This is a genomic window from Micromonospora craterilacus, assembly GCF_003236315.1.
Taxonomy (GTDB): Bacteria; Actinomycetota; Actinomycetes; order Mycobacteriales; family Micromonosporaceae; genus Micromonospora; species Micromonospora craterilacus.
Genome location: NZ_POTY01000226.1, coordinates 1 through 11,579, shown reverse-complemented (window position 1 = coordinate 11,579; position 11,579 = coordinate 1). Strand labels below are relative to the sequence as shown.

Annotated in this window: 10 protein-coding genes and 1 pseudogene; 3 read left to right on the top strand and 8 right to left on the bottom strand. The window is 73.8% G+C overall.

Annotated features, from left to right (window positions below; genetic code table 11):
- Nucleotides 1–1,210: MFS transporter (locus tag C1I95_RS26975; protein WP_111217926.1), on the bottom strand; the 1,210-nt coding region annotated here is incomplete at its 3' end.
- A gap of 32 nt (nt 1,211–1,242) precedes the next feature.
- A complete protein-coding gene (locus tag C1I95_RS26970; RefSeq protein ID WP_111217924.1) occupies nt 1,243–1,557 on the bottom strand; it encodes an MGMT family protein in 315 nt (104 codons plus the stop codon).
- Between the two features lie 13 nt (nt 1,558–1,570).
- Here C1I95_RS26970 and proB point away from each other — a divergent pair, with 13 nt between their 5' ends.
- The 3 genes from proB to C1I95_RS26955 all read left to right on the top strand — a co-directional run bounded on the left by proB (nt 1,571) and on the right by C1I95_RS26955 (nt 5,174).
- Nucleotides 1,571–2,728, top strand: coding sequence for a glutamate 5-kinase (gene proB / locus C1I95_RS26965; protein WP_111217922.1), 1,158 nt, complete (start codon nt 1,571–1,573; stop codon nt 2,726–2,728).
- 91 nt (nt 2,729–2,819) lie between these two features.
- Nucleotides 2,820–4,061 carry a glutamate-5-semialdehyde dehydrogenase gene (locus tag C1I95_RS26960; protein WP_111217920.1) on the top strand — a complete coding sequence of 414 codons (1,242 nt, stop codon included), beginning with the start codon at nt 2,820–2,822 and terminating at the stop codon, nt 4,059–4,061.
- A gap of 96 nt (nt 4,062–4,157) precedes the next feature.
- On the top strand, nt 4,158–5,174 hold the full coding sequence (locus C1I95_RS26955; RefSeq protein WP_111217928.1) for a methyltransferase: 1,017 nt from the start codon (nt 4,158–4,160) through the stop codon (nt 5,172–5,174).
- A gap of 8 nt (nt 5,175–5,182) precedes the next feature.
- On the opposite strand, the gene C1I95_RS26950 is transcribed toward C1I95_RS26955, so the two are convergent.
- The 6 genes and pseudogenes from C1I95_RS26950 to C1I95_RS26925 form a co-directional block, all read right to left on the bottom strand.
- A complete protein-coding gene (locus C1I95_RS26950; RefSeq protein ID WP_111217918.1) occupies nt 5,183–6,004 on the bottom strand; it encodes a prenyltransferase/squalene oxidase repeat-containing protein in 822 nt (273 codons plus the stop codon).
- Between the two features lie 92 nt (nt 6,005–6,096).
- Nucleotides 6,097–7,278, bottom strand: coding sequence for an adenylyltransferase/sulfurtransferase MoeZ (moeZ, locus tag C1I95_RS26945; protein WP_111217916.1), 1,182 nt, complete (start codon nt 7,276–7,278; stop codon nt 6,097–6,099).
- 137 nt (nt 7,279–7,415) lie between these two features.
- Nucleotides 7,416–8,159: a DUF3152 domain-containing protein gene (locus C1I95_RS26940; protein WP_111217914.1), complete on the bottom strand. Its 744-nt coding sequence runs from the start codon at nt 8,157–8,159 to the stop codon at nt 7,416–7,418.
- Nucleotides 8,160–8,364: 205 nt separating this feature from the next.
- Nucleotides 8,365–9,288 carry a DUF3152 domain-containing protein gene (locus C1I95_RS26935; protein ID WP_438941343.1) on the bottom strand — a complete coding sequence of 308 codons (924 nt, stop codon included), beginning with the start codon at nt 9,286–9,288 and terminating at the stop codon, nt 8,365–8,367.
- Between the two features lie 5 nt (nt 9,289–9,293).
- Complete coding sequence (locus tag C1I95_RS26930) at nt 9,294–10,268, bottom strand: alpha/beta fold hydrolase (RefSeq protein ID WP_111217910.1); 975 nt, start codon at nt 10,266–10,268, stop codon at nt 9,294–9,296.
- 22 nt (nt 10,269–10,290) lie between these two features.
- A pseudogene (locus C1I95_RS26925) lies at nt 10,291–11,579 on the bottom strand (hypothetical protein); the annotation flags it as partial.

Sequence of the window (11,579 nt, the reverse complement as noted above, 5' to 3'; positions counted from 1 at the left end):
GGGGGGCGGCGGTGCCGGTCGAGGAGGAGACGTAGCCGGTGAGGGCGAGCACCAGGCCGTAGAGGCCGGGGCCGAGGGCCAGGCCGAAGGTCTCGCCGGCCGTCCACAGGCCGGTGAAGACGCCGGCCTGCCGGCGGCCGGTGCGCGCAGTGTCGTAGGCGATGCAGTCCGGCAGCATGGCCAGGGCGAACACCTGCTGGCCGGCGTACCCGACGCCGATCAGCGCGACCAGCAGGTAGATCACGGCGGCGGGCAGCACCGGCGCGGCGACCAGCGCCAGCCCGCCGGCGGCCAGGATCAGCGAGGCCGCGACCAGGCCGGCCAGCTTGCCCAGCCGGGCACCCACCCGGGACCACAGCGGCATCACCACCAGCGCCGGCCCGACGAAGCAGACGAACAGGACGGTCGGGCCGGTTGCCGGGTCCCGCAGGATCTGGTCGGCGAAGTACTGGACCCCGGCGAGGATCGTCGCCACTCCGGCGGACTGCACCACGAAGCAGAGCAGCAGCACCCGGAACGGCCGGTTGCGGCCGGCGACGGCGAGTTGGGCACGGAGGCTGGGCTCGCTGGCCCCGACCGTGCCCTGCGGTGCGGACCGGGTGCCGAGGAAGGCGCCGACCGCGCCCAGCGCGATCAGCGCGGCGACGAACAGCCCCATCCAACGGTGCCCCGGCACGCCCCCGCCGGCTGCGTCGCGGACCAGCGGGGCCACCGCCCCGGAGACCAGGATGGCCAGCGCCAGCACCGCGATCCGCCAGGTCATCATCCGGGTACGTTCGGCGTAGTCGCTGGTCAGCTCGGCCGGCATCGCCACGTACGGCACCTGGAAGAAGGCGAACGCGGTGGCCGTGGCCAGAAAGGCGACCGCGACGTACGTCCCGGCGGCCGGACCTGCACCGAACGGCGCGGCGAAGATCGACCCGAAGAGCAGGGCCAGCGCCAGCCCGCCGATCAGCAGGTAGGGCCGGCGGGCGCCCCAGCGCGACCGGGTGCGGTCGGAGATCCGCCCGGCCACCGGGTTGACCAGCACGTCCCACGCCTTCGGCAGGAGCACCAGCAGGGCCGCCACACCGGCGGCCACGCCGAGCGTGTCGGTCAGGTACGGCAGCAGCAACAGCCCCGGCACAGTGCCGAACGCCCCGGTGGCCAGCGAGCCGAGCGCGTAGCCGGCGTGCACCTTGCGCGGCAGGACTGCCAGTGACGCGCTCATGGCGCCGAATGTTACTCACGTTATGGCGTCGGTCACATCCCCTCACCGGGCCACCAGGTGGCCGCCCGCATGTCCACCCGGTCCTGGCGCAGCGGCGTACCTTCGGCGAGCCAGCGCGCCCGCGCCTCGGGCGTGAGCCGGGGTGGCATGCCGCCGGACGCGTTGACCACCCGGTGCCAGGGGGCACCATCGCCGTGCCGGGCCATGATCGAGCCGACCAGTCGGGCCGACGCCCGGCCGGAGCGCTCCGCCAGCGCGTCGGCCACCGCCCCGTACGACATCACCCGGCCGGGTGGGATCCGGTCGACTAGTTCCAGCACCGCCTCGACGTACTCGTCAGGTGTCACAAGCGGCCAGACTATGGGAACGGCCGCCGGGGCCGCGCGGACGACCACGCAGAATAGGCGGGTGCGCGACGCAGTCACGACGGCCCGGCGGGTCGTCGTCAAGATCGGATCATCCTCGTTGACCACCGCCACCGGCGGGCTGGACGACGGGCGGCTCGACGCGCTCGTCGACGCCCTCGGCACCCGCACGGTCGACGGCCGCGAGGTGGTGCTCGTCTCCTCCGGCGCGATCGCCGCGGGTCTGGCGCCGCTCGGGTTGACCCGGCGACCACGCGACCTGGCCACCCAGCAGGCCGCCGCCAGCGTCGGCCAGGGCCTGCTGATCGGGCGGTACGCCGCCGCCTTCGCCCGGCACGGGCGCACCGTCGGGCAGGTGCTGCTCACCGTCGACGACGTGACCCGCCGGGCCCACTACCGCAACGCGTACCGCACCCTGCGAAAGCTGCTCGACCTGCGGGCGGTGCCGATCGTCAACGAGAACGACACGGTGGCCACCGAGGAGATCCGGTTCGGTGACAACGACCGGCTGGCCGCGCTGGTGGCCGCGCTGGTCGACGCCGACCTGCTGGTGCTCCTCTCCGACGTGGACGCGCTCTGGACGGGTGACCCGTCGCGCGCCGGGTCACGCCGCATCGCCGAGGTACGCGACGAGGCGGACCTCGCCGGCATCGACATCGGCGGCACCGGCCGGTCTGGGGTCGGCACCGGCGGCATGGTGACCAAGGTCGAGGCGGCGCGGATCGCCACCGGGTTCGGCATCCCGGTGGTGCTCACCTCCGCCGCCCAGGCCGTCGCGGCGCTGGCCGGCGAGTCGGTCGGCACCTTCTTCCACCCCAGCCCCCGGCGCCCGGCCGCCCGGCTGTTCTGGCTCGCCCACGCCACCGCGCCCCGGGGCCGGCTGCACCTCGATCCCGGTGCGGTCGCCGCGGTGGTGGGCCGGCGCAAGTCGCTGCTGCCGGCGGGGATCACCGCGGTGGACGGGGCGTTCACCGCCGGCGACCCGGTCGACCTGGTCGACACCACCGGCGCGCCGGTCGCCCGAGGGCTGGTCAACTACGACGCGGTGGAGCTGCCCGGCCTGCTCGGGCGCTCCACCACCGACCTCGCCGCGGCGCTCGGCCCGGCGTACGAACGGGAGGTCGTGCACCGCGACGACCTGGTGCTGCTGTGAGCGGGCGATCCGCCGGATGAAGTGATTGCAGGGGCCCTTCCTATACACGAGGCGTTAACAAGGGGCCCTTCCTTACACGAAGGAGCATGGGATGAGCGTGAGCGAGCAGGCCCGCCGGGCGCGTACGGCGGCGGAGGCGCTGGCCGTGGCAACGCGTACCGCCAAGGACGCCGCGCTGCACGCGATGGCCGACGCGCTGGTGGCGCGTACCCCGGAGATCCTGACCGCGAACGGCGCGGACCTGGCGGCCGGGCGCGAGGCCGGGCTGAGCGCGGCCGTGCTGGACCGGCTCGCCCTCGACGAGGGCCGGGTGGCCGGCATCGCCGACGCGCTGCGCCAGATGGCCGCGCTGCCGGACCCGGTGGGCGAGGTGGTCCGTGGCGCGACCCTGCCCAACGGTCTGGAGCTGCGGCAGATCCGGGTGCCGTTCGGCGTGGTCGGCATCATCTACGAGGCCCGGCCGAACGTGACCGTGGACGCCGCCGGCATCTGCCTGAAGTCCGGTAACGCGGCGCTGCTGCGCGGCTCCTCCTCCGCCGCGCACTCCAACGCGGCGCTGGTGGCGGTGCTGCGCGACGCGATCGCCGGTGCCGGCCTGCCGGCGGACGCGGTGCAGCTGCTCGACGCCGCCTCCCGCGACTCGGTCAAGGAGCTGATGCGGGCCCGCGGCCTGGTCGACGTGCTGATCCCGCGCGGCGGCGCGTCGCTGATCCGGACGGTGGTCGAGGAGTCGACGGTGCCGGTGATCGAGACCGGGGTGGGCAACTGTCACGTCTACGTGGACGCCGCCGCGGACCTGTCGATGGCCGTGTCGATCACGTTGAACGCCAAGACGCAGCGGCTGTCGACCTGCAACACCGCCGAGTCGCTGTTGGTGCACCAGAGCGTGGCAGATGCCTTCCTGCCGCCGATGCTGGCCGCATTCGCCGAGGCCGGGGTCACCGTGCACGGCGACACCCGCACGGCGGCGTACTCCGACGCCGTGGTCCCGGCCGGCGACGAGGACTTCGCCACCGAATACCTCTCCGCCGACATCTCGGTCGCCGTCGTCGACTCGCTCGACGCGGCGGTCGCGCACATCCGGCGGTACGGCAGCGGCCACACCGAGGCGATCGTCACCGACTCCCAGTCGGCCGCCCGGGAGTTCGTGGCCCGGGTGGACTCGGCGGCGGTGATGGTCAACGCCTCGACCCGGTTCACCGACGGCGGCGAGTTCGGCTTCGGTGCCGAGATCGGCATCTCCACCCAGAAGCTGCACGCCCGCGGCCCGATGGGCCTGCCCGAGCTGACCAGCACGAAGTACGTGGTCACCGGCAACGGCCACGTTCGTTAGCTGACGCCCGGCAACCGTGGCGGGCCGCCGAGGCACGGTCCGCCACGCCGTCGGGGCTACCGGACCCGATCGGGAAGATGATCAAATGCATCTATGATCATCACCCCCACTCCCCTGATGCAACTCGTGACCGGTTACTGGGCCTTCAAGACCTTCGCCGCCGCGGTCGAACTCGACCTGTTCGGCCGGCTCGCCGGCGGGCGGGTGGTGACCCGGCAGGAGGCCGAGAAGGAGTTCGGCCTCCCCGAGCGGCCGGCGGACCTGCTGCTCGCCGCCTGCGCCTCCCTCGGCCTGCTGGAGAAGGCCGGCGACGGTTACCGCAACACCGCCCTGGCCGAGGAGTTCCTCGTCCCCGGCCGGCCGCACTACTTCGGCGGCCAGGTGCGCTACTGCGACCAGCGCACCTACCTGCCCTGGCACCGCATCGGTGAGGCGCTGCGCACCGACCGGCCGCTGACCTGGGACCCGGACACCCAGGAGTCGATGTTCACCACCGCCGACCCGGTCATGCTCGCGCTGTTCTGGGAGGCGATGTATTCGACCTCCAGCTTCACCGCCCGCGCCCTCGGCGAGGCGTACGACTTCGGCGCGCACCGCCGGCTGCTGGACGTCGGCGGCGGGGCCGGCGCCTTCCCGATCGAGCTGTGCCAGCGCTACCCCGAGCTGCGGGCGACCGTCTTCGACCTGCCGCACGTCGCCACCAAGGCGGAGGAGAAGATCGCCCTGGCCGGGCTCGCCGACCGGATCGGTACGGCCAGCGGGAACTTCCTCACCGACCCGGCGCTGCCGACCGGACACGACGTGGTCCTGCTCAGCATGATCCTGCACGACTGGGACGAGGCGCAGAACCGCGCGATCCTGGCCCGCTGCCACGCCGCGCTGCCCTCCGGCGGGGCGATCGTGATCTCCGAACTGCTGCTCAACGACGAGCGGACCGGCCCCCCAGCCGCCGCCCTGATGGGCATGAACATGCTGCTCGAAACGGAAGGCGGGAAGAACTACTCGGCCGCCGAGTACACCGCCTGGCTCACCGACACCGGCTTCACCGACGTCCGGACCATCGCCTTCGACGCACCCGGAGCCAACGGCGCCGTGGTGGCCCGCCGCCCCTGACGCCCGCCCTACCGGAAGGCGCGGATCACGGCCAGGGTGGCGTGCACGTCGAACTGGTGGCCGTCGTCGCTGCTCCAGCCGCCGTCGCTGCGTTGCGTCTCGGTCAGCCGCCGGCGGGCCGCCACCAGCGTCCACTCCTGCTCGTCGACGCCGACCCGGCGCAGCGTCGCGGCCAGCCAGGCGGCGTCGGTCGGCGACGCCTGCGGGAGCCGCTCGGCGAGCACCGCCTTGATCCGCGCCGACTCGTAGAACATCTGCTGCCGGTGCAGGACCGCCGCGCTCAGCCAACCGGCGGCCAGGAACGACGGCCAGCTGCCGTCCGGGCGCAGCTGGGCGGCGAGCGCCTGCCCGGCGGCGTGCACCACGCCGGCGTACGCCCCGCCGACCCGGTGGTCGAGCGGCCCGGCGGCCCGGGCGTCCAGGCCGGCCACGGTGAGCCAGAAGGCGGCGTAGGCGGTCAGGAAGAGCCGGGCCTCCGGGTCGCCCGGCCGGGCCCACTCGGGGGCGGTGTCGGCGAGCGCCTTGTCCTCCTCCCAGCAGCCGTCCCGCTGCTGGGCGGCGGCGAGCCAGTCCAGCGCCCGGCGGGCGGCCGGGCGGCTCAGCGCGCCGAGATCGTCCAACTCGGAGAGGCGGAAGCAGGTCGCGTCGACCGAGGCGACCTCGTCACCCCAGGACGCCGGCCAGCCACCGCCCAGGGTCTGGCCGACCTCCGCGCTGTCGAGCACCTTCTCCGGAGGCGGCGTACCGGTTCGCAACCATGACAAACGGGCACGCTCCACCGCGTCCCCGTGAGCCACCACGAACCCGATCGCGGCGTCGATGTCGACCACGGCGGCCAGGCTACCGGCGCGAAGGTGATCGCGCCTCGGTGAATCGGCCGAGGTCGGAGCGGGCGGAGGGCCCGCTCCGACCTGTGCGTTCGTCAGTACGCGGGCAGCGACGGGTCGATCTGCTTGATCCAGGAGAGCACCCCACCCTGGACGTGCACGGCGTCCCGGAAGCCGGCCGCCTTCAGCGCGGCGAGCGCCTCGGCGGAGCGGACGCCGGACTTGCAGTGCAGCACGATCTGCCGGTCCTGCGGCAACTTCGACAGTGCCTCGCCGGAGAGGATCTCGCCCTTGGGGATCAGGGTGGCGCCGGGGATGCGGACGATCTCGTACTCGGCCGGCTCCCGCACGTCGACCAGGAAGATGTCCTTGCCGACGTCCTGCCACTCCTTCAGCTCGGCCGCGGTGATGGTCGCGTCGACCACCGCCTCCTGGGCCTCGACCGACACCGCGCCGCAGAAGTCCTCGTAGTCCTCCAGCAGGTCGGTGAGGGTGGCGTTCTCGCCGCAGAGCACGCAGTTGGGGTCCTTGCGCACCTTGATCTTGCGGTAGCTCATCTCCAGGGCGTCGTAGACCATCAGCCGGCCGACCAGCGGCTCGCCGATGCCGGCGAGCAGCTTGATCGCCTCGTTGACCTGGATCGAGCCGATCGAGGCGCAGAGCACGCCGAGCACGCCGCCCTCCGCGCAGGAGGGCACCATGCCGGGCGGCGGGGGCTCCGGGTAGAGGCAGCGGTAGCAGGGACCGTGCTCGGCCCAGAACACCGACGCCTGGCCGTCGAAGCGGTAGATCGACCCCCAGACGTACGGCTTGCCGAGCAGCACCGCCGCGTCGTTGACCATGTACCGGGTGGCGAAGTTGTCCGTCCCGTCGACGATCAGGTCGTACTGGGCGAAGATCTCGCGGACGTTGTCCCGGTCCAGCGCGGTGTTGTGGATCTCGACGTTGACCAGCGGGTTGATCTCACGGATGCTCGCCGCGGCCGACTCGGCCTTGGACCGGCCGACATCGGAGACGCCGTGGATGATCTGGCGCTGAAGGTTGGACTCGTCGACGGTGTCGAAGTCGATGATGCCGAGCGTGCCGACCCCGGCGGCGGCCAGGTACATCAGCGCGGGGGAACCGAGGCCGCCGGCGCCGACACAGAGCACCCGGGCGTTCTTCAGCCGCTTCTGCCCGGTGACCCCGACGTCGGGGATGATCAGGTGGCGCGAGTAGCGGCGGATCTCGTCAACGGTCAGCTCGGCGGCGGGTTCGACGAGCGGGGGCAACGACACGGTGGACTCCCCGGAATCGATGTGGTGGACAACCGGGCCATTGTCGCTCGCCAACGCGGCCATCGACCATGAGCAGGGCCACGTCGCCCGGCATCCGGGAGCGGGAATAACCGGCCCGGCGCGCGGCACCCGCCGGCTCAGGGCAGGGGGTCGCCGACGTACCGGTGGCCGTCGAGGAAGGGCCAGGCGTTGGCCAGGCAGCCGGCCAGGCCGTACGTCTGCTGCTGCATGACCGGCGCCGGCCCGCCCGGGACGGGACACGCCTCGTGCCCCTTCCCGAACTCGTGCCCGACCTCGTGGTTGACCACGTACGCCCGATAGACCGCCAGCGGCGCCCCGTAGTCCGGCACCGCCTCCAGCCAGCGCGCCAGGTTGATGATCACCTTGCCGGGCAGCCGGCAGGACGTGTAGCCGTCCGTGCTCAGGCCCCCCTCGGCGCACATCGCCTCCGAGGTGACCGGGGTGGCCAGATAGACGGTGAAATCCGCGCGTTCCGCCTCGGCGATCCGCTGTACCCGAAGCTCACTGGAGCCGATCCAGCTGCGCGGATCGGCCAGGACCGCGTCCACGTCGGCCGCGAAGGCGTCCGCATCCTGGCCGGCGCCCTGCTCGACGGCCACCCGGTAGCGCGCCAGCGGCCCGTCGAGGCCCTGCACCGGAGACTCTCCACCGGCCACCACGAAGCTGCCGGCACCGGTTGACGGGTACCCGCTGGGCGGCCCCTCGTCCGCTCCCGCACCCGCCCCGTGGGCGATCCGGTCCCGGCTCGCCGGTTCCGGCCCCGAGGTTCGGTCGCCGGACCGGGCCAGCAGCACTCCGGCGGTGGCCGCCAGGACCAGGGCCAGCCCGAGGGTGACGGCGCGGCGGCGTCGCCGACGCATCCGTACCGTGGACGGCCGCGGCCTCGCCGGCCGGCCCGCCGATGCCGGCGCTCCCGCCGGCCGTTCGGTCGGTGCCCGTGGTCCGGCCGGCTGATTCCGCGCGCCGCGCGAGTCACGAAGGGGTGAAGACGGCATGAAACCATCGTCGCACCCTTATCGGGCATATACCCGCATTACGGTTGCGACCCGTGCGCGTTCTCGCTGCTCAGAGCGAGGGACCGGCATAACGCCGACCGTCGAGGTACGGCCAGGGATTCGCCACGCAGCCCTTGAGGAACAGCGTCTGCTGCATCATCACCGGGGCCGGCTCACCCTGCCTCGGGCAACGCTCGTGCCGATTGCCCAACTGGTGCCCGACCTCGTGGTTGATCACGTATGTGCGGTAGACCGACAGCGGCACCCCGGCCTCGACGAAGTGCGGCACCGACAGCCGCCACCGGTCGAGATTGATGATCACTTTGCCCGAGGTGCGGCAGGAGGTGTAGGGGCGTCCGCCGACCCGGATGTCGACGCCACCGGCGGCGCACATCTGCCCCGCCGTCGCGGCCGTGGCCAGGTAGACGGTGAAGTCGTACCGGGAGGTGGCCTCCACCTGCCGCAACCGCAACCGCCCGCTGTCCACCCAGCTACCCGGCCCGGCCAACGCGGTCCGTACGGCCAGCGCGAACTCGCCCGCGTCCGCACCGGAACCGGACTCCACCGCGACTCGGTAGCGCCGCAGCGTGCCCGCGGTGCCCAGCACCGGACCCACCTGGTCGTCGTAGCCGAAACGGCCCGTCCCGCGCGACGGAACCGGCCCGGGCTGCTCCAGCGCCGGGGCCTCCGGCGACGGGGTCACCTCGGTCGGTGAGGGCGACGGGCTCGCCGCGGGCGGCGGCGGAATCACCACCGTCGGGGAGGGCGTCGGGGTCACCTCGCCGGCACCGGCGGCGCCCCGGAGCACGCCGTTACCGCCGGTGATCACCGCCACCGCGGCACCGACTGCGGCCAGCAGCACGACCGTGCGGACGACGGCACCGGACCGGCGCGGTCTGGGCCGCTGCTCGCCCGGGCGGCCCGCAGTGGTCGCTACCGGAACCGGCGAACGGGCCTGCCGGCCGGAGCGGCGATGGCTACCAGGACTACGCACTCGGCTCATCCTGCCAGGTCGGCCCGGCGGGCGGATTCCCCCGTCTCGGTGAGCAGGCCGACCACCGCCCGGGCCACCAGGCGCAGGACCTCCAGTTGCGCCACGTGACCGACACCCTCAAGCAACAGCAGCCGACTGTCCGGGATCACCCGGGCGGTCTGCGGCGCCACGCGTACGTCGACCAGCCGATCCTGCCGGCCCCCGACGACCAGCGTGGGTGCCCGTACCGTCCGGGCCATCCGCCACAGCGATCCCGATCCCGGCAGGTACGACCGCACGAAGCTGGAGACCAGCCCGCGGAACGTCCGGAGGTACGCCGCCGCGTAGTGCTCCGCCTGGTAGCGCACCAGGATCTCGTCCACCGCCTCCTGCCGGCGCTGGTCGCAGATCCGGCTCAGGTCGGCCACGCACGCCGCCATCACCTGCTGGGCCATCACCTCCGGCGCCGTCTGGGCCAGCCGCCAGGCGGCCAGCCGCTCGCCCCGGGGGATCGCCAGCAACGGAAGCATCCGACCCTGCAACGACCGGCGGAAGTCGAGGAACGGCAGGGCCGGCGAGACCAGGGTCAACGTCCGGATCAGGTCCGGCCGGAGCGCGGCCACCCGCACCGAGATCGCCCCGCCCAGCGAGTTGCCGAACAGGTGCACCGGCCCACGGCCGGAGTGCTCGATCCAGCGGACCACCCGCCGCGCGAAGGCCGGCAGGGTGTAGCGCCGACCCGGCTCGCTGCGGCCGAAGCCCGGCAGGTCGATCGCCTGGCCGTCGAGCCGGTCGGCGAGCAGGCCCGCCAGGTCGGTCCAGTTCTGCGACGAGCCGCCCAGCCCGTGCACGTACAGTGCCGGTTCCGCGTCCGGCCCGGTGGCCGGCGTCTCCCGGACGTAGGTGACCGTCCCGTCGAGGCGTACCGCTCGGCCGGGCCAGGGCGGCGGGACCGAGTGCGCGGGCAGCAGCCGGTCGGGCCAGAGAGTGGCAGGCTTCACCGTTCCAGTCTGCCCGGCCGGCTCAGGCCAGCAGTGCCTCCAGCCGCCGGTTCACCGCAGCCAGGGAGGCCCGCACCACCGCCTGCCGGGGGTCGCCGGCCACCAGGGCGGACCCGGCGAGCTGCTCGACCCACCCGTCGCAGACCAGCAGCACCACGACGGTGGCCACCTCGCAGTTGCCGAACGGCACCACAGCGGCGTGCTCCACGAAGCAGCGCCCCCGGTCGGCGGTGGTGCTGGCGCCGCGCAGCAACTCGTCCACCGCGGCCGCGGCGGCGACCGCGCAGAGCCGCAGCACGTACCCGTCCACGGCGGGGCCGGTGGCGTAGCCGGCCGCGCTCTGCTCGCCGGCGATCAGCCGGACCTCGACGGTGGCGTCGAGCCCGAAGGTGCTCACCTGGACGTGGTCGAGCACGACCCGGGGACCGGGCGCGCCGCCGGTGTTCAGCGGCCGGGACGGTGCGGACTCGGTGGTGGTCAACTGCCCGCCGGAGTAGGAGGCACCGAGGGTCGCCGGGCTGCCCGGCGGTCCCACTTCCTCCACCGCGGCCCGACCCCGGTGCGGGGCGGGCGCCTGACGGCGTCGCCGCGAGGTGTCCGGCACCGGTTCGGCCCGGGCCGTGACGGCCTCCGCCCGGGCACCCGCGGGGCGGGTGTTGGGCCGGCGAGGTTCGGCGGACGGACGGGCCTCGTCCGCCTCGCCACCCCGGTTCTCGGTGGACCGGCGACGCACCGGCGCGGCGGGCCCTCCGGGCGCTCCGGGCGCACCACTCGGCGCGGCGGCCAGCCCCATCCGCTCCTGGAGCAGGCGGGCGACCTGCCGACTCACCTCGGCCGGGTCGGCACCGTCGGCAAGATCGAGGCGCAGGCTGTGGGCACCGGCCTGGGTACGGCGCAGAGTCGCGTCGCGCACGCCGTCGACCTCCCGGACGGCGTCGAGGATCGCGTCCACGTCGAAGCCCTCGGGCCGCTCGCGCAACGGCGCCGGCTCGTCATCGCGACGGAGATGGGTGGCGATCCGGGCTAGCTCCGGGGTCTCGGCGGGTGGCTCCACGGCTGGCGGCTCCGGCACGACGGGCACGTCCGGCTCGGCGGGGACGCGCTGCGGCAACACCGCCGACGTGCTGTCCGGCGACCGGTCGCCGGACGGTTCCGCCGGCGGCACCGGGTCGGGCGCGGATCGACGTGCCGCGTAGGGGGCTGCGCTCGTCGGGACGGGCGCGGAAGGGGTGCGCTCACGGCGGCCGGGCCCACCGCCGGCCGGACCGGCCAGCGGGTCGGTCGGCGCCGACGAGGTGGTCGGGCCGGGCG